The sequence below is a fragment of the Nonomuraea sp. WAC 01424 genome (genome assembly GCF_003947315.1).
GTDB classification, from domain to species: domain Bacteria; phylum Actinomycetota; class Actinomycetes; order Streptosporangiales; family Streptosporangiaceae; genus Nonomuraea; species Nonomuraea spiralis.
The window spans coordinates 144,790-170,072 of the sequence record NZ_QHHZ01000014.1 but is presented as its reverse complement, the minus strand read 5'-3'; the positions used below and the strand labels follow the sequence as shown (position 1 = coordinate 170,072).

The window sequence follows — 25,283 nt, the reverse complement described above, 5'->3', positions numbered from 1 at the left end:
ATCGCGGACTACCGCGTGAGGCCCAGTTCCTGCACCAGCAGGCGCTTGGGCCGGGCGCCGACGATCTGCCTGACGGGCTCGCCGTTCTCGAACAGCAGCAGCGTGGGCAGGCCCATCACGCCGTAGCGGGACATGATCTCGGGGTTCTCGTCGGTGTTGAGCTTGCCGATGGCCAGGCCGTGCTCGGCCTCGATCTCATCCAGTACGGGGGCCACCATGCGGCACGGCGGGCACCACTCGGCCCAGAAGTCGACCAGCACCGGCTTGTCGCTCCTGAGCACCTGCTCCTCGAAGTTGTCGGTGGTCAATGTGATCATTTTCATCCCCTCACGAAACAACCCGGGCAAGACTGGGCGAGCTGGGCGGCGACCTCGGCGCGGCGGGAGAGCAGCACGCGGATCTCCTCGTCGATCTGCATGATCTTGCGCTGGTAGACCTCGACGGACTCCGAGCAGGAGCCGCCCGAGCTGTGGCCCGAGCGCAGGCAGTCGACGAACGGCCTGGTGTCCTCCAGCGTGAAACCGACCGAGAGCAGCGACCTGATCTCGGACACCAGCTTGATGTCCTCCTCGGCGTACTCGCGGTAGCCGTTGGGCCCACGCCTGGCCGAGAGCAGGCCGTGCTGCTCGTAGTAGCGGAGTGAACGGGTGCTCACCCCGGTGCGTTCCGCCAGCTCCCCAATGCGCATGTCACCACGGTAAACGTTGACACCGACGTCAATGTCAAGCCTCAGAAGTAGCGCCAGCGCAGCACGTTGGGATAGAAGATCTCCAGGCCGGAGGTCTCGGCGATGGCCTGCTCGGCCACGTCGGGGGCGAATTCGATGCGCAGCACGGCCTCCAGGTCGGTCCGCCGCTCGAAGGTCATCGTGAGGTCGAGCGGCCGCCGCAGCCAGCCCTGCCGGTCCCAGAACGTCTCCACCTCGCGGGCCGAGTACGACGGCACCGTACGCGAGAACCAGCGGCCGAACGAGCCCCGGGTGGCGTCGAGGTCGACCACGAAGGCGGCGCCGCCGCGGCGTACGACGCGGGACAACTCGCGCAGGCCGGGCTCGCAGCCGGGCCCGAAGAAGTAGGCCCAGCGCGCCATCGCGACGTCCACGCTCGCGTCGGGGAGCGGGAGGTCCTGGGCGGTGGCGGCGTGCACCGTCACGTGGGCCAGGTCCGCGCAGCGGCGGCGGGCCAGCCCGGCCAGGTCGCCGTGGGGCTCGACGCCGATCACGTGGGCCGCCTCCGCCGCCAGGACGGGCAGATGGAAGCCGGTGCCGCAGCCGATGTCGAGGACGGTCGCGCCGGCCCACGGACGCAGCTCGCGCATCGCCGCGTCGGCGGCGCCCTGGGGGTCTACGGCGCGGTTCTCCAGCTCGTAGACCTGGGGAGCGTTCCAGATGTTCGGGCTCGGGATCGCGCCCCTGGCTATCCGTGGCATGGGGACAACCGTAGTGGCCGGGCGCGTCCGGCGACCGTGGCGTCCAGGCTCCGGGCGGGGTATCTGGTGGGGCTCTCGCGCCAGAGGCGGCTCTCCGGCTTAGGCTGGCAATGTGGCTGATGTCATCCGCGTGCCCAATGCGAAGATCGCATTGTCCACCGCCTCGGTATATCCAGAACGCACGCCTGACGCGTTCGAACTGGCCGCGCGCCTGGGCTACGACGGTGTCGAGATCATGGTCGGCGCCGATCCGGTGAGCCAGGACATCGACGTGATCGAGCGGCTGTCCGAGCATTATCAGGTGCCCGTCCTGGCGATCCACGCGCCCTGTCTGCTCGTGACGCAGCGAGTGTGGGGGAGAGACCCCTGGGCCAAGCTGGTCAGGGCGCAGAAGGCCGCCGAGCGCCTCGGCGCCTCGACCGTCGTGGTGCACCCGCCGTTCCGCTGGCAGCGCGACTACGCCCGCGACTTCGAGAACGGCCTGGCCCGCATGCGCGACGAGACGAACGTCACGTTCGCGGTCGAGAACATGTTCCCGCTGCGCGCGCGGGGCAACGACGTGGTGCCGTACTCGCCGGACTGGAACCCCATCGACTACGACTTCCCCCAGGTCACCCTCGACCTGTCGCACACCGCCGTGTCCGGCTCCGACGCCATGGAGATGGCCACCAAGCTCGGCGACCGGCTGGCCCACCTCCACCTGGCCGACGGCATGGGCGTGACCAACAAGGACGAGCACCTGGTCCCCGGCAGGGGCAACCAGCCGTGCGCCCAGATGCTCGAACGCCTCGCGACCTCGGGCTACGGCGGCCTCGTGGTGCTGGAGATCAACACCCGCAAGGCGGCCAGCCGCACCGAGCGCATCGACGACCTGGCCGAGGGGCTGGCCTTCGCCCGGCTGCACCTGGCGGCGTCCCGATGAACGTGGGGCCGATGAGAAACCTGGCCAGGGTCTTCGACAGCGTGGTGGACGCCTACGACGCGGGCCGTCCCACCTACCCCGACGAGCTGTACCGGGCGCTCACCGAGGTGTCCGGGGTCGAGCTCGACGGCGCCACCACGGTCGACGTGGGCGCGGGCACGGGCATTCTCACGCACGCGCTGCGGGCCCGCGGGTCCCAGGTGATCGCGGTCGACCCGGGGGCCGAGATGCTGGCCCGGCTGGTCTCGCGCACCGCCGGCGCGGGCGGGGGGCGGCCGGCCGTCGCCGCGGTGCTCGCCGACGGCAACGCGCTGCCGCTGGCCGACGGGGTGGCCGACCTGGTGACGTACGCCCAGTCGTGGCACTGGCTCGATCCCGTGGTCTCGATCGCCGAGGCCAGGCGGGTGTTGCGGCCCGGCGGCGCGATCGCGGGCTGCTGGAACCTGCATCACGCGGCCCAGGCCGAGTGGCTGGCCGCGTACGAGTCGCGGCTGGCCGAGGCGGTGCCCACCTACTGGGGGCCGGCGGTCGAGGAGTGGTCGGTGCCGCCCATCGCCGCGGCCTTCGAGGTGATCGAGGAACGCTGGATCCCGTGGACGCGGCTGGTCGGCATCGAGGACTTCCTGCTCGACCTGCGGTCCCACTCGTACATGGCGGCGCTGTCGCCGGAGGCGGCCGACGAGCTGGTCGGCCGGCAGCGCCGGGAGCTGCGCGAGGCGTTCCCCGAGGGTGTGCTGTCGGTGCCCATGCGGGTGTACCTGGCGGTGGGCCGGTGACGGGCGGGGCACGGCGATGAACGACGTACGACGCAGGCCCGGCCGCCGGCCGGGGTCGGCCGACACGCGCGGAGAGATCCTGACGGCGGCGCGCCGGGTGTTCGCGGAGAAGGGCTTCGACAAGGCCACCGTGCGGGGGATCGCGCGGGAGGCCAAGGTCGATCCGGCCCTGGTGCACCACTACTTCGAGACCAAGGAGGGCATGTTCGCGGCGGCCATGCAGCTCCCGATCACGCCCGACGAGATCGTTCCGCTGCTGCTGGAGGGCCCGCGCGAGGAGATCGGCGAGCGGCTGGTGCGGATGATCCTCGGCGTGACGGCGCGCCCGGAGACCCGCGAGCCGATGATCGCCCTGATGCGCTCGGCGCTGACGAACGAGCAGGCCGCCGCGATGTTCCGCGAGTTCATCACGAACGCGCTGCTCTTCCAGGTGGCCGACCGCCTCGGCGTGCCCCACCTGCGCATCGAGGCGGCCTTCGGCCAGATGTACGGCGTCGTCATGGGCCGCTACGTGATCAAATTGGAGCCTCTGGCCAGTGCGGACCCGGAGGAGCTGGTCCAACTGCTGGCTCCGACCATCCAGAGGTACTTCACGGCGTAGAGCATTGTTCGGTATAGGGCACTGACCATAGGGTATGGGTGTCATCCCAGGAAGTTACTGGCCGGTAAGATTCCTGGAAACACGTGTCCGTATGCTGGCAGCCATCGTCGTCTGTGGGAGGACCCCGTGCTCTGGGTAGCGATCATCGGGCTGGTCATGACCGTCCTGGCGGTGGCCGTCGCCGGCCGCAGGGTGCTGTTCCTGTACAGGCTGGCGACCTCGGGACCACCGGCCCCCGAACGCATCGAGTACGCCAAGGAGCACGCCGGCGACGAGCTCAAGGCGCAGCTCGTCGAGGTCTTCGGGCAGAAGAAGCTGCTGAAGTGGACCCCGTCCGGCACGGCGCACTTCTTCGTCATGTGGGCGTTCTTCATCCTGCTGACCGTCTACATCGAGGCGTACGGCGCGATCATCCAGGGCGCGATCACCGGTGAGCCCGACTTCCACATCCCGCTCATCGGCACCTGGGGGGTGCTCGGCTTCCTCCAGGACTTCATCGCGGTCGCGTGTCTGCTCGGCCTGGTCGCCTTCGCGATCATCCGGGTCAAGAACTCGCCCAAGACGCTGGGTCGCAAGTCGCGTTTCTCCGGCTCGCACCTCGGCGGCGCGTGGCTCGTCCTGTTCATGATCTTCAACATCATCTGGACGTTGTTCCTGGCCCGCGGCGCCTCGGCCGCCAACGGCAACTTCCCCTACTCCTCGGGGGCGTTCGTCTCCCTGGCGCTCGGCGACGTGCTCCCGGCCGGCTCGCTGCTGGAGGAGATCGCGCTGCTCCTGCACATCGGCTTCATGCTGGTGTTCCTGGTCATCGTGGTGAACTCCAAGCACCTGCACATCTTCACCGCGCCGCTCAACGTGCTCTTCTCCCGGCGTCCCGACGGCCTCGGCGCCGCGTCCGAGCTGCGCGTGGACGGCAAGCTCGTCGACTTCGAGGACGAGGACCTCGACCCCGAGCGCCTCGGCCGGGGCAAGATCGGCGACACGACCTGGAAGGGCTTCCTCGACTTCTACTCCTGCACCGAGTGCGGCCGTTGCCAGTCGCAGTGTCCGGCCTGGAACACCGACAAGCCGCTCTCGCCGAAGATGCTCATCCTCGACCAGCGCGACCACGCCTTCAAGGTGGCCCCGTACCTGATGGCCGCGAGCACCGAGCACGCCGACACCGACGTGCTCGCGCTGCTGGAGAAGCCGCTCGTGGGCGAGGACGGCGTCATCCACCCCGACGTGTTGTGGTCGTGCACCAACTGCGGCGCCTGCGTCGAGCAGTGCCCGGTGGACATCGAGCACATCGACCACATCCTCGACATGCGCCGCTACCAGGTCATGGTGGAGTCGTCGTTCCCGTCCGAGGCGGGCGTGATGGTGAAGAATCTGGAGAACAAGGGCAACCCGTGGGGCATGTCCGAGATGAAGCGGGCCGACTGGATCGGGGAGCTCGACTTCGAGGTCGAGGTCGTCGACGAGAAGATGCCCGAGGACGCCGAGTACCTGTTCTGGGTGGGCTGCGCGGGCGCCCTTGAGGACCGCGCCAAGAAGACCACCAAGGCGGTCGCCGAGCTGCTGCACATCGCGGGCGTCAAGTTCGCGGTGCTCGGCCCGATGGAGGCGTGCACCGGCGACCCGGCCCGCCGCCTGGGCATGGAGTACCTGTTCAACATGCTCGCCCAGCAGAACATCGAGACGCTCAACGAGGCCGGCGTCAAGAAGATCGTCGCGACCTGCCCCCACTGCTTCAACACGCTGGCCAACGAATACCCGCAGCTCGGCGGCATGTACGAGGTCGTGCACCACACGCAGCTGCTGTCGAAGCTGGTGGACGAGGGCCTGCTCACCCCGGTCACGCCGATCGAGGAGAAGATCACCTACCACGACCCGTGCTTCCTCGGCCGCCACAACAAGGTCTACTCCCAGCCCCGCGACATCATGTCGAAGGTGCCCGGCGTACAGACCCAGGAGATGCACCGTCACAAGGACCGCGGCTTCTGCTGCGGCGCCGGTGGCGCGCGCATGTGGATGGAGGAGCGCATCGGCAAGCGCATCAACACCGAGCGCGTGGACGAGGCGCTGACCACCAACCCCGACACCGTCTCGACCGCGTGCCCGTTCTGCATGGTGATGCTCGGTGACGCGATCAACGAGAAGAAGAACAGCGGCGAGGCCAAGGAATCCCTGGAAGTCGTGGACGTCGCCCAGCTCTTGATCAAATCTGTCAAGGGCGCTTCCTGACCACGAAAAGTCGGACTCCTCTACAGGCTCTGTAGAGGAGTTCCGCACGTCAGCGGTACAGATGCAGGAAATCTGCCATCCACATAACGGGAAAATCACGGTAACCTCAACGTCGCATGGCCTTATTCGACGGGGAGGGGGCTGGTGATGCGCGTCGTGGTCACGGACGCCGAAGTCACCCTGGCCGACGTGCTCTCCCTGCGACTGGCCATCGACGAACCCCTGCGTGACGGCACCGAGCTCGTCCTGCGCCATCGCGCCACGGGGGTCGAGCGCGACGTGCGCCTCGGCCGGACGGGCAGCCGGACGCGGGAGGCCACGCTGGCCGTCTCGCTGGCGCCGCTGGAGCTGACCGCCGGCCGCTGGGACGCCTACCTGCGGCACGAGGGCCTGCGCAGCAGGCTGCGTAGCGTCGATCCCGGCTTCTCACTCGACCACCTCGACGCGTACGCGCTGTGCCGGCGCACGCTGGCCTACCGGTCGTACCGGACGCGTAACGGGTTTCTGGCCCTGAAGATAGCCGACGCCGCGCCGGCGGCCGAGGTGCGGGCGATCTGGTTCAGGGAGGGCCGGTTCGAGGTGACGGGGCTGCTGGCCTACACCGGGCTTGAGGACGACGACGCGCGCCGCGAGGCCACGCTCACCCTCGCCCGCAGGCCGACCAGAGAGCGGGTGTCGGCCACGGCGACCGTCCAGGGGGTGCGCTTCCACGCGGCCGTGTCGCTGGTGAACGTGGTCGCGGCCGACCCCGACACCGCCGGCACCTGGGAACCCGCCCTGGAGGTCGAGGGCGTGTCTACGCCGCTGCGCCTGGGCGCCTGGCTCGACGACGTCGACGGCAAACGCAGACGGCTGCACTACCCGTCGGCGGAGATCGACGGCGTGCCCGTCCGGCCGTGTTACACCGCCGACGACGAACTGCGCATCGAGGTGGGCGGATGAAGGTCAGCCTGGTCCTCGCCTCGGCGTACGGGATGCGCGGCGACGTGCGGGCCATGCTCAACCTCGCCACCGCCCTGTCCGAACGGCACGAGGTCGAGGTCATCAGCGTCAGGCGGCAGAAGGAGAAGCCGTTCTTCTCCATCGGGCCCAAGGTGGCCATGCGCAGCGTGGTCGACGCCCGGCCGGGGGTGCGCCACCTGCTCCCGCGCGGTCAGGTGCGCACCGAGGTGGCGCTCTGGCGGCTGCTGCGCGGCCTGCGGTCCGACGTGCTGATCACGACGAGACCGGCGATCGGCGTCCAGGTGGCGCGGCATGCTCCACGTGAAACCCTCAAGATCGCCAGAGAGTGGGGGCGGCCCGCCGTACCCGGCCCGGTACGCCGGCTCTACCCGCGCCTCGACGCCGTCGTGACGGCCACGGAGTCGGCCCAGGAGGAGTGGACCAGGCTGCTCGGCGACGGGCCCGCCGTCCATTCCGTGCCGGACGCGTTGCCGTTCGGTCCGTGGCCGCGTTCGCGGATGGACAACCGGATCGTGGCGGCCGGGGGCAGGTGGGTGTCGGTCAAGGCGTACGACCGGCTGATCAGGGCGTTCGCGATCGTGGCCGACAAACGTCCCGACTGGCGGCTGCGGCTCTACGGCGGCGGCCCCGAGGAACGGCGGCTGCGGTCACTGGTGAGCGAGCTCAACCTGCACAACCACGTCTACTTCATGGGCGTCACGCCCGACCTGGCGGGGGAGTTCGCCAAGGCGTCGATCGTGGCCAACCCCTCACGCAGCGAGGACCTGGGCATGACGGTGCTGGAGGCCATGGGCTGCGGGGTGCCCGTGGTGGCCTTCGAGGGCGCCAGGGGCCCCAGGGAGTTCGTGGCGACCGGCTACAACGGCGTGCTGCTGCCCGAGAGCGAGGGCGAGGCACAACTTTTCGCCGGGGCGCTGCTCGCGCTCATCGACGACGAGCGCCGGCGGCGCTCGCTCGCGGCCGGCGCCCTCGACACCGCCGTACGCCATTCGGCCGAGGAAGTGGCCGAGCAGTGGGAGAAGCTCTTGTCAGATCTCCGCTAGCCCATACGGGTTACGGGTACCGTAGAAGCATGCATGGGTACAGCGGAGACAAGCAGGCATATCTGACGCGCCTCCGGCGGATCGAGGGCCAGATCAGAGGCCTGCAGCGCATGGTCGACGACGATGCCTACTGCATCGACGTCCTCACCCAGGTCTCGGCGGCGACGCGGGCGCTCCAGGCCGTCGCGCTCGGGCTGCTGGAGGAGCACATCTCTCACTGTGTGGCCGACGCGATCAACACGGGTGGGCCGGAGGCCGAGGCGAAGGTGAAGGAGGCGTCCGCCGCCATCGCGCGCCTCGTCCGGTCTTAGGGCCGTCATGGAGCGGCCTCCTCCGTACGTAGGAGAGGGTCACCCACGATTGACTAGTTACCTGGAATCCCCGGGTACCACTGTCCCGGACCCCTCAGGAGCCCGGGACAGGTAAATTTCGATGGTCTTCAGCGACTCGCCGAAGTCCGCAATCCGAGCGCGTCGTCGAGTTCGTCCAAGGTCAGCCGCCGCTCGCTGACAGCCACGGCCGTGAGCACCTCGGCGTAGAGCGCAATCTCGTCCAACGCGACACGGTCGTGGACCCGAGAGTCCAGGTCGTTGTGCCCCACCGCGTCGTCCTCTCTTCCGCAGCCCACACCCTCTACGAGGTTACGGCGAGGGCCCTTCCCGCGACATGGCCCATCGGAGTCATTCCTTTCGGCGTCACGGGGGCCCCACAGGGATCATTTCCCCAGCCCGAGATCACAATTCAGCGAATGGCCCGGTAACTGAAGTGATAGCGGGATATAGGAGGAGTAAAGGTGAAATAACGATATTAGTGCGTTACGTGTGACCGATGTGATGATCGTCGCGTTCGTGGATCAGCTCGCGTACCAGCGCGCTCTGGCCGGCGAGCCCGTGCTGCGGCACCTTGGCCCCGGTCAGCCGGCCCCACGCGAGGCACGTCGCGTACGCGGCGCCCAGCACGGCCGCCTTGCTCTCCCGGTCCGGCGGCGTCACCACGGGCGGCACCGGCACCCCGCCCGGCTGTACGGCGAAGCCCTCCGGCTCGGTGCGCTCGGCCGCCGAGGTGCCCGTGAGCCCGGCACGCTCCAACTCCCCGTACGCCCGCCTGAGCCGGTGGTTCAGCCGCTCGGGCAGCAGCCTCCTGGAGTCCGACAGGTCGGCCAGGTAGGCGGCGGCGGCGGTGGGCGCGTCGTCCACGAAGCCCAGCGCCTCGACCAGGTCGTAGACCGAGTGCGCGAAGTACGCGTCGGGGTCGGTCTCCGGCAGCAGGGCCAGGGCCAGCCGCGGCGGGCAACGTTCCAGCCAGACCCGGCGTACGGCGTCGTCGCCGCGCAGGGCGGTGGCGTCGTCCCGGCCGGGCCGGCGCAGCATGGGCTCCACCATCGTGAGCAGCGCCAGCGCGCGCGGCCTGAACCGGATGTCGGCCAGCAGCACCTGGGCCGTGTCGGCGATCAGCGCGGCCAGCCGGAGCGCGGCCCGCGACCGGCCCGCGCGCAGGCGTTCGGCCACCAGCGTGACCAGGTCGAGCAGCGGCGGCGCGGGCAACCAGCGCACCCACTCGTCGCCGGGCAGCGAGCGGCGCAGGTACTCGCCGAAGAGCGTGATCAGTCGCTCGTTGCCGTCGAAGGCCGGCGCGTACGCGCACCACATGATCGTCCCCCAGACGGCGGCGACCGTGCTCGGCACGTCGGCGGCGAAGATCTCCCCGAAGGCGGTCAGCGGGTAGTCGAGCTCCGGCTTGCGCCCGGCGCCGCGGACCATCTCGCCGATCTGCTCGGTCACCCCCGCGGGCACGTCGGGACCGATGAACGCCTGGGTCGAGCCGGGCTCGGCGGCGAAGTCGGGCCCGGTGGGCACCACCGGGTCGGGCAGCACCGCGGCGGCGTGCTGCACCCTGCGCGCCCGTTCGCCCCTGGGCGGCGGCGCGGGATGCCAGCGGCCGTCGCCGGGGTCGTAGAGGTGCCAGCGTGCGTACGCGCCGTAGAGCCAGCGGTCGCCGTCCTGGGTGACCAGGACCCTGGCGGCCAGGACGTGCGCGCGGTCGGGCACGGACAGGCCCTGCCAGCGCGGGTCCGCGACCATCGCGCGGACCTCCGCCTCTGCCGAGGTGAACGCATCCCAGGGGCGCACGGCCGTCATCGTACTGGGCCTCCGGACTCTACCCACCGGCATTTCACGGCAGAATGTCCGCTATGAGGGCAAAGGTGGCGGGGGCGTTGGTTGTGGCGAGCGTGGTGAGCGGCTGCGGGATCGCGGCCGGTGCACCGCCCACCCCCAGCGGTCCCGGAGTGCTCACCGTCCAGAACGCGCAGGCGCCCACGCCCGGTGGCGAGGTCGGATCGGCCTCCGGCGAGTTCGCCGACGCCGCGGAGCTGGCCGTGTGGAGCAAACTCAGCGACACCGAGAAGGACGTCGACAGGATCGCCAAGCTCGACGTGAACAAGACCGCCAAGGGCTCCCTCTACCTGGAGCCCAAGACGTCCACCTGGTTCGACGGCTTCCGCGGCCCGTTCGTCTACCAGGAACTGGCCGGGGACATCGTCATGCACGCCCGGGTCAAGGTCACGGGCACGAAGGGCGGCAAACCCGCACGCAAGTTCTCGCTCGGCGGCCTGATGGCCCGCCAGCCCGGCACGTACGACAAACCCAACTGGATGTCCGTCACCACCGGCACCGCCGACGCGGCCGGGCAGGTCGAGGCCAAGTTCACCCTGGACGGCAGCTCGAAGCCGCTGGAGGTGGCGGTCAAGAGCGGCTGGGTGGACCTCGTGCTGGCCAGGCTGGGCCGGGTCGCCGTCGCGCTCTACAAGGAGGACGGCGGCGCCTGGAAGGTCGCCAGACGCTGGCCCTCGAACCTCCCCGAGGTGCTGCAATGGGGTGTCACCGCCTACACCGACTGGGACAGCTACGGCACCCTCAAGAAGGACGCCGCCAAGGCCAACGCCAAGCAGATCAAGGGCACGCCCGACCTCAAGCTGACCGTCGACTTCGTCCGCTTCCTCCGCCCCGAGCTGCCCGAGTACGCCGACCCGCTCAACACCGCCTCGGTGTCGGACCAGGTCCTGATCAAACTGCTGACGCCTGCCGGTGCCTGATCGCCTTGGCCATGTAGTTGTCCGGCGTGCGGGCGAAGGAAGCCCGGTCGTCGTCGGTGAGCTCGCGCACGATCCTGCCGGGCACGCCGGCGACCAGCACCCCGGACGGGATCTTCTTGCCCGGCCCCACCAGCGCCCCCGCCGCGACCAGCGTGCCCGCGCCCACGCGGGCGCCGCCGAGCACGATCGCGCCGATGCCGACCAGCGCGCCGATCTCGACGTGGGCGCCGTGGACCATGGCCTTGTGGCCCAGGCTGACCCGGTCCTCAAGGACCGCAGGCTGGCCCGCGTCGGCGTGCAGGCAGCAGAGATCCTGTACGTTGCACTCCTCGCCGATCTCGATCCGCTCGTCGTCCCCTCGGAGAACGGAGCCGTACCAGATGCTGGACGCCCGGCCCACCCGCACACTCCCGACCACGACGGCACCAGGCGCGATGTACGCCTCTGGGTGGATGTCCGGCACTGCCCCGTTATCCAACGCTGCTATGTACATTCGTCCAATCGTAATTCCCGCCTCAGGTATGGCGTTCCGGTTGCGGACGTGGGCAGATGGCAGGAAAGTCGTTTCCTGACGTCTCGTCGTCAGACCCTCACAACTCGCAGTTTTCCCCCGCCTCACGCAAACCCTTAGGTAACCCCCATGACAAACCAGCACGAGAGCATTCCCGATCTGATGCAAGAGGACACCTTCGAAGTCGTGATGCGCGGCTACAACCGCCGTCAGGTGCACGACTACATGATCCGTACCCGGAACCAGGTCCGGGATCTGGAAGAGCGGCTGGCGCGGGCGATCGACCAGGCGGAACAGGGCCGGGTCGAGCTGGCGGAGGCCAGGCGGCGGATGGTCGAGGCGCCCCAGAGCTACGAGGACCTCAGCCCGAGGCTCGCGCAGATCCTGAAGCTGGGCGAGGAGGAGGCCGCGGCCAAGCGCGCGGACGCGGAGGCCGAGTCGACCGCCGTGCGGGAGAGCGCGCGGTCGGAGGCCGAGCGGCTGGTGACGTCCTCGCGTGAGACTTCCGACAAGATCCTGACCTCGGCGCAGGCGGAGGCCGAGCGGCGGGTGGCCGAGGCCACGCAGGCGGCCGAGCGGATGCTGGCCCAGGCGGGCGCGGACGCGGAGGAGCAGCTCGGGTCGGCCCGTACCGAGGCCGAGGACCTGCTGCGTGAGGCGCACACCGAGGCCGAGCGGCTGCTCGGCGCGGCCCAGAACGAGGCCGAGCGCGTGATGTCGACCGCCAACGCGCAGGCCGAGAAGCTGCTGTCGGAGGCGCACGGCGAGGCCGAGTCGATGCTGGCGGCGGCGCGGCAGCGCACGGCCACCCTGGACGAGCACGCGGGGCGGCGCGTGGAGTACCTGACCAACACCCACACCGAGGTCGTGCGGCGGCTCACCGAGATCGGCTCGGTGCTCGGCGACCTCATGCGCACCGAGTCGACGGCCGGGGCGCTCGTGCCGGAGGCGGCGCTCCCGCCCGCGCAGGTCGCCGCCAAGCAGGCCGTGCCCGTGCCGCCGCCCGCGCCGGAGGCCGCCATCGAGGCCGCGCCGCAGCCTTCCCCGCAGCCCGCTGCGCAGCCCGCTTCGCAGCCGTCCCCGCAGCCCGCTTCGCAGCCGTCCCCGCAGCCGTCGCCGCAGGAGGACGTGCGGGTGATCGTCGAGGAGGTCGAGGAGGTCGAGGAGGTCGAGGAGGTCGAGGAGAAGCCGAGAGGGCACGTCTCCGACGACACCGACGTGCACATCCTGCGGCTGGGTGAGTACCACACCTGAAGAGGGTGAAGGGGGGCGGGAGCGGAAGCCCCCGCCCCCGATAGGGTCGGAGACTTCCGCGTTCATGGCCCCGGTTGGGGGCCCGGTACCGGGGCCGCCGAGACGCTGGACCCGGCACCGGGCTGCTCGCGTGCACAGGCTGGGGAACGCTCCACAGCCCGCGTCATGGAGGGGTGGGGCCGGCCCGCCACCGGACTTGCCGGCCGATCCGTCCCTCCTGGTCCCGGAGCTGGTCGCGCAGACCGTCCGGGTCGTCCGCGTCGATGGTCATCGCACATCCGGCGTCGCGCTGCGCCGCGCTGAGCGGGTGGTGGCGGGTGGCCCACCACCGGCCCGCGTCGCTCCGCCAGATGGTCCACTGGGGGTACTCCCGGGCGATCTCGACAAGATGCCGATCGACGGGCATCTCTGTCCACCTTTCCCGGGCCCAGGCGAAGGTTCCATCTCCTGAACGGTTCCGTCTCCTTAGAAGATGAGGGACTTCTCTAGAGAATTCAATGATCGTGATGGACAGCAACCTATCGCTTGACAGATAGGGATGAACTAGGCGTCGAAGTCGTACTGGAGTACGTATGCCGCCGAGTCCAGCACCATCTCGTTGAGCTCGACGGGCAGGCCGCCCGCCGTGTACGCGGTACGGGCGATGACGATGACGGGGGTTCCTCCGGGCAGGTCGAGCAGCCCGGTCTCGCGGGGGGCCGGCATGCGGGCCCGTACCTCCTCGGTGAAGTGGGCCGGGGGCAGGCCCAGGTCGCCGAGTCTGGCGTAGACGCCGCCCGGTCCGGTGTCGGGCAGGGTGATGGCGCTGCCCTCGACCAGCCGGGCGGGGAAGGAGGAGGTGGCGAGCTGCACGGGCCTGCCGTCGACCGAGTAGCGGCGCCGGCGTACCCACACCTCGCCGCTCTCCAGTACGCCCGCCACCTCCTCCGGGGCACGCTCCAGCACCACCTCCACCAGGTCGACGGTGAACGGGCGGCCCCGGGTGTCGGCGTCCCAGATGGCACGCCCCTGCCCCCACTGCTCTCGTGACAGGCGGCGCGAGCCGTGCCTGCGTATCGGTTTGAACAGGCGCACGTAGACCCCCGAACCTCGTTTGGGCACCGCCAGCCCTTCGTTGATCAGTACGGCAAGCGCCTGCCTGGCGGTGGCGCGTGCGATTGCGTAGTCGGCCATGAGCGCGTTCTCGCCCGGTAGTCGGTCCCCGTCGCGCAGCTCGCCGGAGAGGATCCGGGCGCGGAGGCCGTCGGCGATGCGGCGGTAAATAGGGGGCTCGTGGGGTACCGGGGATTCAGACACGTTTCGATCACCCTCTGTCACCAACCAGGTTGTGGCGTCTCCAGAGAACTTGCCCCGTCTTGTCCACGATCGCACAGATACAGGGGTTGGTTCCGAGCTTCTTTTGAGCGGATCGTGCCCGTGTGATGAATTCGGGGACGTTTTTGCAGGCCGTTATCGTGGAACGGTCCCAGCCGCTATTCGGGAGGCCCACCAGCGGCGAGTAACCAACGCGGCCAGCAGCGCACCTGCGGTGTTCATGATGACGTCGTCCACGGAGGAGAACCGGCCCAGTCTCAGGGCGTACTGGAGGAACTCGACCGTGACCGAAAAGGCCGCCGCGATGGCCGCAACACGGCCGTACGAGGCCATCGCGGCAGTGCGTACGGGCAGCAGCGCGCCCAGCGCGGCGAACACCAGCAGATTGCCCCCGACCTGCACCGTCACCGTCTCCCACGACGCCCCGGCGAGATCGGCGAGGTCCGTGAACGGCACGAGGCTGACTCCGCTCCGACCGGTTGACGGCGTGAGGATCATCCAGATCCAGGGAGCCGTTCCGACGGCGATGCCGATGTCGGCGAGCGAGGTGCGCAGCGGCGCGGGATGCCCGGTGCGGACACGGTGGCGGGAGAGCCACATGATTGCCAGCAAGGCCACCGGGAGTGCAAAAGTACCAGCAATAATGATATTTCCCCATAATTCCCACGTGCGCGCCATTCGGTCATCATCTCGGGTGATCGAGGGGTACCGGAAGATGTCTGTATGGACAGGTCCGCGCGGGTCCGGCTGAGGGGTGGCTCAGTGTCACCGATGCCACCACGGCACGGCGGGCCCGCGTGGTTCCGGCCCCGCCGAACTGTTGTCTGACCGTCGCCCGACGATCTATACCGGGAGGTGAGGCGAGAGGAGGCTGCTGTGCTGACCCATTTCATCGGCGGGCTGCCCGTGGCGGCGGGCAATGCGTTCCCGGTCCACGACCCGGTGACGGGCGGGGTGATCAGGCAGGTCCACGAGGCCGATCCGGAGGTGGTCGACCGGGCGGTGCGCGCGGCCAGGGAGGCGGCGCGCGACTGGGCGGGGATGCCGGTCGCCGAGCGCGCCGGATGGCTGCGCCGCCTCGCCGAGGGCATCGAGGCCCGCTTCGACGACCTGGTCACGGCCGAGATCGCCGACACCGGCAAACCGCTCGGCCAGACCCGTACGCTCGACGTCCCACGCGGCATCGCGAACTTCCGCGCCTTCGCCGAGATCGCCTCCCAGCGCCCCGACGACGCCTTCCATCTGGCCGGCATGCTCAGCTACACCGTGCGCAGGCCGCTCGGCGTGGTCGCCGTGATCGTGCCGTGGAACCTGCCGTTCCTGCTCATGACGTGGAAGCTGGCCCCCGCCCTCGTCGCCGGCAATACCGTGGTGGTCAAGCCGTCGGAGCACACCCCCGGCTCGGCCGCGGTCTTCGCCGAGATCTGCGCCGACGCCGGCCTGCCGCCGGGCGTGGTCAACATCATCTTCGGCCACGGTCCCGCGGGCCAGCTCCTCGTCGAGCACCCGGGTGTGGACGGGGTGACGTTCACCGGCTCGACCAGGACCGGGACGCAGATCATGAAGACGGCCGCCGACCGGGTCAAGCCGATCTCGTTCGAGCTGGGCGGCAAGAACGCGGGCCTGATCTTCGAGGACTGCGACCTCGGCCGGGCCGTCGAGGGGACCGTGAAGTCGGTCTTCACCAACGGCGGCCAGGTGTGCCTGTGCACCGAACGGCTCTATGTCGAGCGGTCGATCTTCGAGGACTTCTGCGGTCGGCTCGCGGCCCGCGCGCAGGAGGTCGAGCCGCAGCCGATGATCTCGGCCGAGCATCGCGAGAAGGTGCTCTCCTACTACGCCCTGGCCCGCTCGGAGGGAGCCAAGGTGCTCACAGGAGGAACTGTCCCGGCGTTCGGCGATCATCGCGATTCCGGATATTTCGTGGAACCGACGGTAGTGACAGGCTTGTCAGAGTGGTCGCGTTTCAATCGAGAGGAGATCTTCGGTCCCGTGTGCCACGTGGCTCCTTTCGACAGCGAGGCCGAGGCGATCGACCTGGCCAACGGCAGCGAGTACGGCCTGGCCGCCACCCTCTGGACCACCAACCTCGACCGCGCCCACCGCGTGGCCCAGCGCCTTGAGGCGGGGCTCGTCTGGGTCAACACCTGGTACCTGCGCGACCTGCGTACCCCGTTCGGCGGCGTGAAGCTGTCGGGCATCGGCAGGGAGGGTGGCACGCAGTCGCTCGACTTCTACTCCGAGCCCACCACGATCACCATCAAACTGGAGCAACCCGATGCATGACGAATGGTCGCTGGCCGTGGACACGCGGGGTCAGGCCGCCGAGCGGCTCGTCGAGGCGGCGCGTACCGGAAAGCCGTGCGCGCCGGTCAGGGACCTCGTCGCGTCGGCCGCCGACGCCTACGCGGTGCAGGAGATCAACACCCGGCGGGCGCTGGCGGAGGGCCGGCGGCTGGTCGGCAGGAAGATCGGCGCCACCAACCCGCTGCTGCAGCAGAAGTTCGGCATCGACCAGCCCGACTACGGCATGCTCTTCGCCGACATGGCCGAGCTCGACGGGCTGCCCGTACGGGCCGGGCGGTTCCTCCAGCCGCGCGCCGAGGCCGAGGTCGCGCTGGTGTTCGGCGCGGACCTGACCGAAGGGCCGTTCACGCTGGTGGACGTGATCAGGGCGGTGGAGTTCGTGTTTCCCGCCATCGAGATCGCCGACTCGCGGATCGCCGACTGGGACATCACGATCGCCGACACGATCGCCGACAACGCTTCCAGCGGCGCGTACGTGCTGGGCGGCACGCCGATGCCGCTGTCCGGGCTCGACCTGGGCGCGGCGGCCATGACGATGACCCGCAACGGGGAGCAGGTCTCCTCCGGGTCCGGGGCCGCGTGCATGGGCAACCCGCTCAATGCCGCCCTCTGGCTGGCCGGCGCCCTGGCCGCCGGCGACCGTCCGCTGCGGGCCGGCGACGTCGTGCTGACCGGCGCGCTCGGCCCGGTGGTGCCCGTCGAGGCGGGGGACGTGTTCGAGGCGCGCATCGAGGGCCTCGGCTCGGTACGGGCGGTGTTCGGCACGTGAGCCGCGAGGCCATCCGCGTCCCCGGCAAGGCCGTGCCCCGGGGACGTTTCCCGCACGTCAAGCGCGCGGGCGACTTCCTGTACGTGTCCGGCACCAGCTCCCGCAGGCCGGACGGCACCTTCGCGGGCGCGCAGGCCGACCGGTACGGCGTCACCGACCTGGACATCCGCGCCCAGACGCGGGCGGTCATCGAGAACATCGGCGACCTGCTCAAGGCCGCCGGAGGCTCGCTCGCCGACCTCGTACAGATCACCACGTACCTGGTAAACATGAACGACTTCAAGGGCTACAACGAGGTGTACGCCGAATTCTTCGACGAGGAGGGTCCGACCAGGACCACGGTCGCGGTGCACCAGCTCCCGCATCCGCACCTGCTCATCGAGATGCAGGCCGTCGCCCACCATCCACAGGAGCGACCATGATCCCCCCGATTGACTTCACCAAGTGGATCGACGAGCACGCCCATCTGCTCAAGCCGCCGGTCGGCAACAAGGTCGTCTTCGAGGGGGCCGGTGACTTCATCGTGATGGTGGTCGGCGGGCCCAACTCCAGGACCGACTACCACGTGGACCCGTACGAGGAGCTGTTCTACCAGGTGCGCGGCAACATGCACGTCAACGTGGTGACCGCGGACGGGCCCGAGACCGTGCACGTCCGCGAGGGGCAGATGTGGTTGCTGCCGGCGCGCATGCCGCACTCGCCGCAGCGGCCCGAGGCCGGGTCCGTGGGGCTGGTGGTGGAGCGGATCCGTCCCGAGGGTGAGCTGGAGAAGTTCCAGTGGTACTGCGCGGAGTGCGGCGCCAAGGTCCACGAGGTCGAGCTCCAGGTACGCGACATCGTCAAGGACCTCCCGCCGGTCTTCGAGGCGTTCTACGCCGACGAGCGGGCCCGTACGTGTGACCGGTGCGGCGCGTTGCACCCTGGCAAGGGCTAGATGGTCATCGACGTCCACACGCACCACGTGCCCAAGGGCTGGCCCGACCTGGGCTGGCCCGGGGCGCCGCGGTTGCGGGTCGACTCCGAGCGGGAGGCGACGATCCTCGTACGGGACCGCGAGTTCCGCCGGATCCAGGACGACTGCTGGGACCCGCGCGTCCGGCTGGCGCGGATGGACGAGGACGGCGTGGACCGGCAGGTGGTCTCGCCCACGCCCGTCTTCTTCGGCTACGACAGGACGCCCGCGGAGGGCGTGCGGTGCGCCGAGCTCGACCGCTGCCTGGCCGGCGGGCACCGGGGCGTGGAGATCGGCAACCACGTCGGCGCGCACGGCGGCGGCTCGTTCGCCTTCTGGCTCGGCCGGGTCGAGAACGCCTGGCATCGCAGGCACGACCTGGTCGGGGGCTGTGAGCGGCCGCCTTCGCACTACCTCGGCAGGTTCGGCGTCGACTCCGCCGTCTTCGACGAGCGGGCGCTGCGGCTGCTCGTCGACACCCTCGGGGAGGACCACGTCATGCTCGGTTCCGACTTCCCCTACCCGCTCGGCGAGTCACCGGCGGGCGAGCTGATCAGGAACGCCGGATTCCTGTCCGCCCCGGCGCGCGCGAAGCTGCTCGGCGCCAACGCAGAGGTGTTCCTGGGCTGAAGGGGGCTCCCATGCGCGTCGCCGTGCTGGGACTGGTCGCGCTGATGGTCGCGGGCTGCGGCGGCTCGGTGCCCCTCGCCGCCGAGGACGAGCCCGTACGGGTCGGCGCGATCATCTCGCAGACCGGCGTGTACGCCACCCTCGGGGACGACATGGAGACCGCCATGCGGCTCTACCTGGACGACCACAGCGGCCTGCTCGGCGGCCGGCCGGCCAGGCTGGTCGTGGCCGACGACGCGAGCAGCCCGGAGATCGGCGCCGAGCAGGCCAGGAAGCTGATCGACGGCGGCGCCGACGTGCTCACCGGCCTGATCGCCTCGCCGGTCGCGGTCTCGGTGGTCAAGGAGGCGGCGGGCAACACCCCGGTGGTGATCGCCAACGCGGGCGCCGACCAACTCGGCGGACCCGGCGTCTTCCGCGTGTCCTACACCAACCGCGCCCACGGCTACGCGGCCGGCCGGTACGCCGCCGAGCACTACGCCGGCCAGGACGTGGTGCTCATGGCCTCCGGCTACTCCGCCGGCGTCGAGACCCTGGACGGCTTCGCCGAGGGGTACGGCGCCGGACCGCTCAAGCGCATCCTGACGCCCTTCGGCGGGCCGGCCGACCTGGAGCCGTACCTGGCCCGGATTCCGCGCGGAGCGCGGCTTCTGTACGCCTTCTACGCGGGCGGCGAGGCGATCGCGTTCGTCAAGGCGTTCAAGCGGTTCGGCGACGCCAGGGTCAAGCTGCTGGCCTGCCAGAACCTGGCCGACGAGGACGTCCTGCGGGCGGTCGGCCGGGACGCCGAGGGCATGGTGAGCGTCGGGCTCTGGTCGCCCGCGCTGGAGAACCCGGACAACGTCGCGTTCGTGGCCCGGTGGCGGGCGCGTACCGGGCGGAACCCGTCCGCGGTGGCGTTGCAGAGCTGGGACGCGATGCGGCTCGTCGACCGGGCGGCGGCCGCGGGTGGCGACCTGACGCGGGCGCTGGCCGGGGTGGGCGAGCTGGACGGTCCCCGGGGGCCGTTCAAGCTGGACGCGGCACACAATCCGGTACAGAACTGGTACGTCCGCCAGTACCAGAATGGTGTAAACCGGATAATTGCCACCATCCCACCCCCGTAAGGAGCAACCCCGGTGCTGGACCGCGACGCCTGCCTCGCCCTCGACGCCGACGATCCGCTGCGGGCGTTCAAGGACGAGTTCGTCCTGCCCGAAGGGGTCGTCTACCTCGTGGGCAACTCGCTGGGCGCGCTGCCCCGCCGCGCCGCGGAGCGCGTACGCCGGACGGTCGAGGACGAATGGGGCAGGCAGCTCGTCGGCGGCTGGAACCAGGCCGGCTGGTACGAGCAGCCCCTCACCGCGGGCGACCGGCTCGCGCCGCTGATCGGGGCCGGCCCCGGCCAGGTCGTCGTGGGCAACACCACCACGATCGCCGCCTACCAGGCGCTGGCCGCCGCCGTACGCCTGCGGCCCGGCCGCAAGGTGATCGTCTCCGACCCGCGCAACTTCCCCACCGACCACTACATCGCCCAGGGCCTGGCCCGGCTGCTCGGTGACTACGAGGTGCGCGACTACGCCGAGGGCCGGTTCGACGACGCGGCCGTGCTGCTGCTGTCCGAGGTGGACTACCGTACGGGGGCCAGGCGGCACGTGCCCTCGGTGACCGCCCAGGTCCAGGCGGCGGGGGCGCTCATGGTCTGGGACGTGTGCCACAGCGTGGGGGCTATGGAGGTGGACGTGTCGCAGGCCGACTTCGCGGTCGGGTGCACGTACAAGTACCTGAACGCGGGACCGGGCGCGCCCGCCTTCCTCTACGTCAACCCGCGCCACCACGCCACCGCCGAGAACGTGTTGTCCGGCTGGCACGGCCACGCCGAGCCGTTCGCCTTCGAGACCGGCTACCGTCCGGCCGAGGGCGTCCGGCGGTTCGCGGTCAGCACGCCGCACGTGGTGTCGTTCGCGGCGCTGGAGGCGGCTCTGGAGGTGTGGGACCGGGTGCCGATGGCACAGGTACGCGCCAAGAGCGTCGCCCTGACCTCGCTCTTCGTCGATCTGGTCGGCGACGCGCTCAAGCTGGTCTCGCCCGCGGAGCCGGAGTCGCGCGGCAGTCAGGTCTCCTTCCACCACCCGGACGGCTACCCGGTCATGCGGGCGCTCATCGACCGGGGCGTGCACGGCGACTTCCGCGCGCCGGACGTCCTCAGGTTCGGCTTCGCGCCGCTCTACATCGGCTACGCCGACGTCTACGACGCCGCCGCCACGTTGCTGGAGGTGCTCGACAAGGAGTTGTGGCGGGACGAACGGTACGCGCGGCGGCTCGCGGTCACCTGATCGGGCGAGTCCTCTCCCTCCTGAGAGCGAGCCCGTAGATCGCCGTCGTCGGCGATCCGCCACCGGGGGTCCGCTCGCCAGGATTGTCCCATCGAAAGCCGATGTGACCTGGAGAGATCCCCATGAAGCGCACCCGCCTCACCGCCGCCGCCCTGGCCCTGGCCGCCCTGACCGTCAGCGCCCCCGCGTACGCCGCGACGAGCTCACCCGGCGCCGTCACCGCGTCCGCCGCCGCTGCCGCCGTGCAGGTGCCGCCGATCAACGAGAGGGCGCTGCGGAAGAGCATCGCCGGGCTGCCCGCCCCCGACGCCACCGCCGCCGAGGTCAGGGTGAGCGGCCGGGCGGGCTCCTGGCACGGCGTCTCGGGCGTGACCGACCTGCGCGGGAAGCACAAGGCCAAGGAGGGTGCCAGGTTCCGGGCCGGCAGCGTGACGAAGGTGTTCACCACGGCGGTCGTGCTCCAGCTCGTGGCAGAGGGCAAGATCTCCCTCGACCGTACGGTCCAGGACTACCTGCCGGAGCTGCTGCCCGCCGACTACCCGCCGGTCAAGCTGGCCCAGGTGCTCAACCACACCAGCGGCCTGCCCGCACCGAAGACGGAGGGCGGCTTCGAACGGGTCTACGCCGACCGCTTCACCACGATCACCCCCGAGGAGTACGTCCGCCGAGCCGTGCTCAATCCGATCGAGTTCACCCCCGGGACCAAGCAGCACTACCTCAACATCAACACCTTCGTCGAGGGCCTGCTGATCGAGAAGGTCACCGGCAGGTCGTACGAGGACGAGGTCGGCGCCCGCATCCTGCGCCCGCTGGGCATGCGCCAGAGTTACTTCCCCGGGAAGTCCGTCAAGATCCACGGCCGTCACAACCAGGGCTACCAGGTCGTCCCGAAGGGCTTCCCCGACTCCTTCGCGTACGGCGACGCGTACGTGGTGGACGTCACCGAGATGGAGGTCACCTCCACCTGGGCCTCGGGCGACCTCATCTCCACCACCGCCGACCTGGAGAAGTTCACCAAGGCGCTGTTCGACGGCAAGATCGTGCCCGCCGAGCAGCTTGAGCCGATGTTCACCGTGCCGAAGGTGACCATGTACGGCGGCAGCGAGCCCGCCCACTACACCTCGGGCCTGACCGAGCTGGTCCTGCCCGGCGGCATCGTCGCGTACGGCAAGACCGGCGCGCGCTACGGCAGCTCCACCGGCATCGGCGCCACCCGCGACCTGAGCCGCGTCGTGGTCTACTCGATCAACTCCACCGACGCCAAGGCCCAGGGCCAGAACGAGCGCGGCCTCGGGGTGGCCCTGGCGGCTTTCGCCAAATAGGTCCAGGTAGCATGGTCAGTGCCCAAAAGGCACTGACGATGTTCGCCCGCGTGACCGTGCGACCTACGCACACACAGCGGGGTCGGGCGGGAGCGCGCCTTCGGCTCCGGGAGACCCCCGCCATGCTGCTGACCTTCGCGGTCACGACCCTCATCATGATCATGATTCCCGGCCCCGACGCCGCTCTGATCATGCGCAACTCCCTCGCCCACGGCCGCGTGGCCGGCCTGCTGACCATGCTCGGCGGCCTGCTGGGCCTGTCCGTGCACGCCGGCGCCGCCGCGATCGGCCTGTCGGCGCTGCTGGTCGCCTCGCCCACCGCCTTCACCGTGGTCCGCGGCCTCGGCATCTGCTACCTGCTCTGGCTCGGGGTGCACGCGCTGCTGTCCAGCCGGAACCGGGCCAGGATCGTGGAGGCCCCCGCGCTCCCGACCGGCTCGCCGCTCGTGCACGTACGCAGGGGGCTGCTGTCGAACCTGCTCAACCCCAAGGTGCTGCTGCTCTTCGTGACCTGGTTGCCGCAGTTCCTGCCCGGCCACGGTGACACCCTGGGCAGGGCGCTGCTGCTGTCGGGGATCATCGCCGTGCTCTACGCGCTCTGGTTCAGCCTCTACAACGTGATCATCGACCGGGTCAGCGCGCTGCTGCGCAGGCCGCGGATCCGGGCCAGGGTCGAGCGGGTGACCGGGGTGCTGCTGGTCGCCTTCGCGCTACGGCTGGCCGTCCAGTAGCTTGACCGCCCGCTTCGGGGCGATGGTCCGGTAGCTCTCCTCCACCCAGTCGAGCAGCACCTCGGTCTCGGGCAGCGGCGACAGGAACGGCACGGTCACCCAGCCCGCCCTGCCCAGGCCGTAACCGCTGGGGGCCGCGCCCTCGACGGTCAGCGCGTGGCCGTGCGCCTCCGACAGCAGCTTCACGCCGAACGTCGGGTCCCACTTCTCCGTCTGCTCGTCCATGCCGAGGAACACGAAGACCTTCTTGTTGACCTTGATGACCGTCTCGCCCCACGGGTGGTCCTCATGGGTCTCGGGCAGGCTCAGCGCGAAGGACCGCAGCTCTTCCCGTACGGTGTGCCAGTCGTCCATGCGATGGACGGTATCGAAAAGTCCTGTCTGGCGGCACGGGCGTCCGCGTCCGAGGCTTGGCGCATGACGGTCGACGAGCTGATGGACCTGCTGGCACGCTGCGAGGACACCTGGGACACCCCGGACCGGACCGGCGACCCGGTGCCCCTGCTCGACCACGGGCTCCAGGTGGCCGCCGTGCTGCGTGACCGGTTTCCCGATGATCGCGAGTTGCAGGTGGCGGGGCTGGTGCACGACCTCGGGCACCTGCTGGCCCCTGGCGACGGGGCCGGGCACGGAGCCACGGGCGCGGCCGCGGTGCGGGGGCTGCTCGGCGACCGGGTGGCCGCGCTGGTCGAGCTGCACGTGCCCGCCAAGCGTTACCTGGCCGCCGCGGAGCCGGACCGCGGCCTGTCACCGGAGTCGGCTCGGACGCTGGCGTTGCAGGGCGGCCCGATGTCCGCCGCGGAGGCGGCCGCCTTCGCCACCGCGCCGTACGGCCCGGCCGCCGTCGCCCTGCGCAGGGCCGACGACCTGGGCAAGGTGGTGGGCCTCACCCGCCCACCCCTCGCCGAACTGACCACCTGGCGCCCGCTCATCGAAGCGGTCGCCGGGTTGTGAGAGGCCCGGTGTCGCGTCATAGGAGCGGCCGCCGGAACTCCGTGAGTTTGGTCTCGATGGTGTCCCTGATCCGGTCGCGGGCCTCCATCCGGGGGACGCCGGACATGAGCAGGCGGTCGTAGTCGGTGTCGAGGTGCCGTACCGAGGCGATCACCGCCAGCGTGATCGCGTTCTCGTCGAGGGCCCTGGCCGCCGCCGTCCTGCCCACCCGGCCGCTGCCGCGCTGGCCGGCGTGCTCGGCGATCTCGCGCGCCCGCTCGGCCGGGCAACTCGGGAACAGCCGGGCGATCTCGGCCGCCATCGCCGCCTGGAAGCCGACGTCCTGCTCGGCCCTGCGCACCGCGTCGCGCTCGCGGCGGCGTACGCGCACCTCCTCGTCGGCCAGGCAGCGCTCCTCGGCCGCGGCCAGCGCGCCCTCCTCGACCAGGATGCCCTGGCGCTGGTAGACCTTGCGCCGCCGGTTGTACCGCACGACCACCGCCGACAACCCGCTCTCCTGCTTGGCCCGGCGGCTGAGCGCCGCGTTCCCCGACGGCAGGAACACCAGGTGGTCCATGTCGGCGCAGGTCAGGCAGTGGGGACGATCGTCCTCCATGATCAGGTACGGCCCGGTGTCGCCGCAGGACGCGCACGTCCACGGCTCCTGCGAGGCCACGGCCACCAGGTCGGGCGCCTTGCTGTGCCGCTCGGTGAGCTGTCGCACCCGGGCCTCGCTCAGGTCCGGTGACAGCCAGTGGACGCGGAACGCGTCCTGCCCGTTCCCCGAGGTGAAGCGCAGGTCGCGCCGGTCGCGCGTGCTCGCCACGTACGGCGTGTCCACCGGCCGCAGGCCCTTGGCGAGGGCCCAGTCGCGCAGCAGGACGGCCGTCGTGAGCAACCGTTCCTCATCGACCGCGGCCAGCTCGGCCAGCGTGCCGGCCCGGCCCTGCCGCCAGGTGTCCACATGGCGGGAGTGCAACCAGCGCAAACCCGTCACGACGTCGATGAACGTCACGTAGTGGCGGTTGGTCAACGCGATCTCGGCTGTTTCTGCGACCCGGCGGGCCAGGTTGGGCTTGCTCACGCGGTCCAGTCTCCCGCGTCCCTTTGTCGTGAGATGGCGAGACCCGCAGCTTTCCTTTTGGCTATTGCGGCAAGTAACCCCTTCGGATCTGGCATCTTGGGGGAAATC

Annotated in this window: 30 protein-coding genes; 19 read left to right on the top strand and 11 right to left on the bottom strand. The window is 70.3% G+C overall.

The features are described 5' to 3' along the window. Positions 1–8: 8 nt before the first annotated feature. Genes trxA through DMB42_RS34810 form a run of 3 tightly spaced genes read right to left on the bottom strand, consistent with a single transcriptional unit; the run spans position 9 to position 1,428 of the window. Entirely contained in the window at positions 9–317 is a 309-nt protein-coding gene (trxA, locus tag DMB42_RS34820; RefSeq protein WP_221762492.1) for a thioredoxin, read from the bottom strand. A 2-nt stretch (positions 318–319) separates the two neighbouring features. Further along, a complete protein-coding gene (locus tag DMB42_RS34815) occupies positions 320–688 on the bottom strand; it encodes a MerR family transcriptional regulator (protein ID WP_125641645.1) in 369 nt (122 codons plus the stop codon). Positions 689–729: 41 nt separating this feature from the next. Beyond that, on the bottom strand, positions 730–1,428 hold the full coding sequence (locus tag DMB42_RS34810) for a class I SAM-dependent methyltransferase (protein ID WP_125641642.1): 699 nt from the start codon (positions 1,426–1,428) through the stop codon (positions 730–732). 112 nt (positions 1,429–1,540) lie between these two features. On the opposite strand from DMB42_RS34810, the gene DMB42_RS34805 reads away from it, so the two are divergent. The 7 genes from DMB42_RS34805 to DMB42_RS34775 all read left to right on the top strand — a co-directional run bounded on the left by DMB42_RS34805 (position 1,541) and on the right by DMB42_RS34775 (position 8,270). Further along, complete coding sequence (locus DMB42_RS34805) at positions 1,541–2,350, top strand: sugar phosphate isomerase/epimerase (RefSeq protein WP_125641639.1); 810 nt, start codon at positions 1,541–1,543, stop codon at positions 2,348–2,350. Between the two features lie 11 nt (positions 2,351–2,361). Next, complete coding sequence (locus tag DMB42_RS34800) at positions 2,362–3,126, top strand: class I SAM-dependent methyltransferase (RefSeq protein ID WP_125641636.1); 765 nt, start codon at positions 2,362–2,364, stop codon at positions 3,124–3,126. A gap of 16 nt (positions 3,127–3,142) precedes the next feature. Beyond that, positions 3,143–3,727, top strand: a complete 585-nt coding sequence (locus DMB42_RS34795; RefSeq protein WP_125641633.1) for a TetR family transcriptional regulator — start codon at positions 3,143–3,145, stop codon at positions 3,725–3,727. 126 nt (positions 3,728–3,853) lie between these two features. Beyond that, positions 3,854–5,953 carry a (Fe-S)-binding protein gene (locus DMB42_RS34790; protein ID WP_125641630.1) on the top strand — a complete coding sequence of 700 codons (2,100 nt, stop codon included), beginning with the start codon at positions 3,854–3,856 and terminating at the stop codon, positions 5,951–5,953. A 147-nt stretch (positions 5,954–6,100) separates the two neighbouring features. Continuing rightward, positions 6,101–6,895 (top strand): hypothetical protein, encoded by a 795-nt coding sequence (locus tag DMB42_RS34785; RefSeq protein ID WP_125642008.1) that lies wholly within the window; start codon positions 6,101–6,103, stop codon positions 6,893–6,895. After that, on the top strand, positions 6,892–7,959 hold the full coding sequence (locus tag DMB42_RS34780) for a glycosyltransferase (protein WP_125641627.1): 1,068 nt from the start codon (positions 6,892–6,894) through the stop codon (positions 7,957–7,959). Before DMB42_RS34785 ends, DMB42_RS34780 begins: the two co-directional genes overlap by 4 nt. 29 nt (positions 7,960–7,988) lie before the next feature. Further along, positions 7,989–8,270 carry a metal-sensitive transcriptional regulator gene (locus DMB42_RS34775; RefSeq protein WP_080044376.1) on the top strand — a complete coding sequence of 94 codons (282 nt, stop codon included), beginning with the start codon at positions 7,989–7,991 and terminating at the stop codon, positions 8,268–8,270. Positions 8,271–8,398: 128 nt separating this feature from the next. Here DMB42_RS34775 and DMB42_RS53570 read toward each other — a convergent pair whose 3' ends face one another. Together DMB42_RS53570 and DMB42_RS34770 are read right to left on the bottom strand one after the other, a co-directional pair. Continuing rightward, the gene (locus tag DMB42_RS53570) at positions 8,399–8,560 is read right to left on the bottom strand and encodes a hypothetical protein (protein WP_171075218.1); all 162 of its coding nucleotides are present in this window, start codon (positions 8,558–8,560) and stop codon (positions 8,399–8,401) included. A gap of 214 nt (positions 8,561–8,774) precedes the next feature. Further along, positions 8,775–10,097, bottom strand: a complete 1,323-nt coding sequence (locus DMB42_RS34770; protein ID WP_125641625.1) for a hypothetical protein — start codon at positions 10,095–10,097, stop codon at positions 8,775–8,777. Positions 10,098–10,150: 53 nt separating this feature from the next. On the opposite strand from DMB42_RS34770, the gene DMB42_RS34765 reads away from it, so the two are divergent. After that, positions 10,151–11,053, top strand: a complete 903-nt coding sequence (locus DMB42_RS34765) for a hypothetical protein (protein ID WP_125641622.1) — start codon at positions 10,151–10,153, stop codon at positions 11,051–11,053. Here DMB42_RS34765 and DMB42_RS34760 read toward each other — a convergent pair. Continuing rightward, the gene (locus tag DMB42_RS34760; protein ID WP_125641619.1) at positions 11,025–11,546 is read right to left on the bottom strand and encodes a gamma carbonic anhydrase family protein; all 522 of its coding nucleotides are present in this window, start codon (positions 11,544–11,546) and stop codon (positions 11,025–11,027) included. The two genes, DMB42_RS34765 and DMB42_RS34760, sit on opposite strands and share 29 nt — an antisense overlap. A gap of 147 nt (positions 11,547–11,693) precedes the next feature. Here DMB42_RS34760 and DMB42_RS34755 point away from each other — a divergent pair, with 147 nt between their 5' ends. Next, on the top strand, positions 11,694–12,818 hold the full coding sequence (locus DMB42_RS34755; protein WP_125641616.1) for an ATP synthase F0 subunit B: 1,125 nt from the start codon (positions 11,694–11,696) through the stop codon (positions 12,816–12,818). Positions 12,819–12,981: 163 nt separating this feature from the next. Here the strand turns inward: DMB42_RS34755 and DMB42_RS34750 are convergent, their stop codons facing one another. The 3 genes from DMB42_RS34750 to DMB42_RS34740 form a co-directional block, all read right to left on the bottom strand. Then, positions 12,982–13,224, bottom strand: coding sequence for a hypothetical protein (locus DMB42_RS34750; RefSeq protein ID WP_125641613.1), 243 nt, complete (start codon positions 13,222–13,224; stop codon positions 12,982–12,984). Between the two features lie 137 nt (positions 13,225–13,361). Continuing rightward, on the bottom strand, positions 13,362–14,114 hold the full coding sequence (locus DMB42_RS34745) for a GntR family transcriptional regulator (protein ID WP_125641610.1): 753 nt from the start codon (positions 14,112–14,114) through the stop codon (positions 13,362–13,364). Between the two features lie 153 nt (positions 14,115–14,267). After that, on the bottom strand, positions 14,268–14,810 hold the full coding sequence (locus DMB42_RS34740; RefSeq protein ID WP_125641607.1) for a VanZ family protein: 543 nt from the start codon (positions 14,808–14,810) through the stop codon (positions 14,268–14,270). A gap of 198 nt (positions 14,811–15,008) precedes the next feature. Here DMB42_RS34740 and DMB42_RS34735 point away from each other — a divergent pair, with 198 nt between their 5' ends. The 9 genes from DMB42_RS34735 to DMB42_RS34695 all read left to right on the top strand — a co-directional run bounded on the left by DMB42_RS34735 (position 15,009) and on the right by DMB42_RS34695 (position 23,158). Further along, the gene (locus DMB42_RS34735; RefSeq protein WP_125641604.1) at positions 15,009–16,418 is read left to right on the top strand and encodes an aldehyde dehydrogenase family protein; all 1,410 of its coding nucleotides are present in this window, start codon (positions 15,009–15,011) and stop codon (positions 16,416–16,418) included. After that, a complete protein-coding gene (locus DMB42_RS34730) occupies positions 16,411–17,208 on the top strand; it encodes a 2-keto-4-pentenoate hydratase (RefSeq protein ID WP_125641601.1) in 798 nt (265 codons plus the stop codon). Before DMB42_RS34735 ends, DMB42_RS34730 begins: the two co-directional genes overlap by 8 nt. Next, positions 17,205–17,630, top strand: coding sequence for a RidA family protein (locus DMB42_RS34725; RefSeq protein WP_185845009.1), 426 nt, complete (start codon positions 17,205–17,207; stop codon positions 17,628–17,630). The genes DMB42_RS34730 and DMB42_RS34725 overlap by 4 nt, the downstream gene beginning before the upstream one ends. Beyond that, entirely contained in the window at positions 17,627–18,142 is a 516-nt protein-coding gene (locus DMB42_RS34720) for a 3-hydroxyanthranilate 3,4-dioxygenase (protein WP_125641598.1), read from the top strand. The genes DMB42_RS34725 and DMB42_RS34720 overlap by 4 nt, the downstream gene beginning before the upstream one ends. Then, entirely contained in the window at positions 18,143–18,790 is a 648-nt protein-coding gene (locus tag DMB42_RS34715) for an amidohydrolase family protein (protein ID WP_125641595.1), read from the top strand. A gap of 11 nt (positions 18,791–18,801) precedes the next feature. Then, positions 18,802–19,896 carry an ABC transporter substrate-binding protein gene (locus DMB42_RS34710; protein WP_125641592.1) on the top strand — a complete coding sequence of 365 codons (1,095 nt, stop codon included), beginning with the start codon at positions 18,802–18,804 and terminating at the stop codon, positions 19,894–19,896. A 12-nt stretch (positions 19,897–19,908) separates the two neighbouring features. Then, positions 19,909–21,105: a kynureninase gene (kynU, locus tag DMB42_RS34705; RefSeq protein ID WP_125641589.1), complete on the top strand. Its 1,197-nt coding sequence runs from the start codon at positions 19,909–19,911 to the stop codon at positions 21,103–21,105. Positions 21,106–21,227: 122 nt separating this feature from the next. After that, entirely contained in the window at positions 21,228–22,427 is a 1,200-nt protein-coding gene (locus DMB42_RS34700; protein WP_125641586.1) for a serine hydrolase, read from the top strand. Positions 22,428–22,549: 122 nt separating this feature from the next. Beyond that, on the top strand, positions 22,550–23,158 hold the full coding sequence (locus tag DMB42_RS34695) for a LysE family translocator (RefSeq protein WP_125641583.1): 609 nt from the start codon (positions 22,550–22,552) through the stop codon (positions 23,156–23,158). Here the strand turns inward: DMB42_RS34695 and DMB42_RS34690 are convergent. Further along, complete coding sequence (locus DMB42_RS34690) at positions 23,138–23,512, bottom strand: MmcQ/YjbR family DNA-binding protein (protein ID WP_125641580.1); 375 nt, start codon at positions 23,510–23,512, stop codon at positions 23,138–23,140. The two genes, DMB42_RS34695 and DMB42_RS34690, sit on opposite strands and share 21 nt — an antisense overlap. Between DMB42_RS34690 and DMB42_RS34685 the strand changes: the two genes are divergently transcribed. Continuing rightward, complete coding sequence (locus DMB42_RS34685) at positions 23,447–24,112, top strand: inositol oxygenase family protein (protein WP_312024780.1); 666 nt, start codon at positions 23,447–23,449, stop codon at positions 24,110–24,112. The genes DMB42_RS34690 and DMB42_RS34685 overlap by 66 nt on opposite strands. Positions 24,113–24,128: 16 nt before the next feature. On the opposite strand, the gene DMB42_RS34680 is transcribed toward DMB42_RS34685, so the two are convergent. Then, positions 24,129–25,175 carry a DUF2293 domain-containing protein gene (locus tag DMB42_RS34680; RefSeq protein WP_125641573.1) on the bottom strand — a complete coding sequence of 349 codons (1,047 nt, stop codon included), beginning with the start codon at positions 25,173–25,175 and terminating at the stop codon, positions 24,129–24,131. Between the last annotated feature and the right edge of the window lie 108 nt (positions 25,176–25,283).

Bases quoted from the DNA above. Each gene is read 5' to 3' on its own strand.
- DMB42_RS34785 (WP_125642008.1), top strand. From the start codon at position 6,101: ATGCGCGTCGTGGTCACGGACGCCGAAGTCACCCTGGCCGACGTGCTC.
- DMB42_RS34775 (WP_080044376.1), top strand. From the start codon at position 7,989: ATGCATGGGTACAGCGGAGACAAGCAGGCATATCTGACGCGCCTCCGG.
- DMB42_RS34740 (WP_125641607.1), bottom strand. From the start codon at position 14,810: ATGGCGCGCACGTGGGAATTATGGGGAAATATCATTATTGCTGGTACT.
- DMB42_RS34750 (WP_125641613.1), bottom strand. From the start codon at position 13,224: ATGCCCGTCGATCGGCATCTTGTCGAGATCGCCCGGGAGTACCCCCAG.
- DMB42_RS34690 (WP_125641580.1), bottom strand. From the start codon at position 23,512: ATGGACGACTGGCACACCGTACGGGAAGAGCTGCGGTCCTTCGCGCTG.
- DMB42_RS34710 (WP_125641592.1), top strand. From the start codon at position 18,802: ATGCGCGTCGCCGTGCTGGGACTGGTCGCGCTGATGGTCGCGGGCTGC.
- DMB42_RS34765 (WP_125641622.1), top strand. From the start codon at position 10,151: ATGAGGGCAAAGGTGGCGGGGGCGTTGGTTGTGGCGAGCGTGGTGAGC.
- DMB42_RS34815 (WP_125641645.1), bottom strand. From the start codon at position 688: ATGCGCATTGGGGAGCTGGCGGAACGCACCGGGGTGAGCACCCGTTCA.
- DMB42_RS34720 (WP_125641598.1), top strand. From the start codon at position 17,627: ATGATCCCCCCGATTGACTTCACCAAGTGGATCGACGAGCACGCCCAT.
- DMB42_RS34700 (WP_125641586.1), top strand. From the start codon at position 21,228: ATGAAGCGCACCCGCCTCACCGCCGCCGCCCTGGCCCTGGCCGCCCTG.
- DMB42_RS34715 (WP_125641595.1), top strand. From the start codon at position 18,143: ATGGTCATCGACGTCCACACGCACCACGTGCCCAAGGGCTGGCCCGAC.
- DMB42_RS34695 (WP_125641583.1), top strand. From the start codon at position 22,550: ATGCTGCTGACCTTCGCGGTCACGACCCTCATCATGATCATGATTCCC.
- DMB42_RS34760 (WP_125641619.1), bottom strand. From the start codon at position 11,546: ATGTACATAGCAGCGTTGGATAACGGGGCAGTGCCGGACATCCACCCA.
- DMB42_RS34795 (WP_125641633.1), top strand. From the start codon at position 3,143: ATGAACGACGTACGACGCAGGCCCGGCCGCCGGCCGGGGTCGGCCGAC.
- DMB42_RS34800 (WP_125641636.1), top strand. From the start codon at position 2,362: ATGAGAAACCTGGCCAGGGTCTTCGACAGCGTGGTGGACGCCTACGAC.
- DMB42_RS34685 (WP_312024780.1), top strand. From the start codon at position 23,447: ATGGGTCTCGGGCAGGCTCAGCGCGAAGGACCGCAGCTCTTCCCGTAC.
- DMB42_RS34780 (WP_125641627.1), top strand. From the start codon at position 6,892: ATGAAGGTCAGCCTGGTCCTCGCCTCGGCGTACGGGATGCGCGGCGAC.
- DMB42_RS34770 (WP_125641625.1), bottom strand. From the start codon at position 10,097: ATGACGGCCGTGCGCCCCTGGGATGCGTTCACCTCGGCAGAGGCGGAG.
- DMB42_RS34810 (WP_125641642.1), bottom strand. From the start codon at position 1,428: ATGCCACGGATAGCCAGGGGCGCGATCCCGAGCCCGAACATCTGGAAC.
- DMB42_RS34755 (WP_125641616.1), top strand. From the start codon at position 11,694: ATGACAAACCAGCACGAGAGCATTCCCGATCTGATGCAAGAGGACACC.
- trxA (WP_221762492.1), bottom strand. From the start codon at position 317: ATGATCACATTGACCACCGACAACTTCGAGGAGCAGGTGCTCAGGAGC.
- DMB42_RS34730 (WP_125641601.1), top strand. From the start codon at position 16,411: ATGCATGACGAATGGTCGCTGGCCGTGGACACGCGGGGTCAGGCCGCC.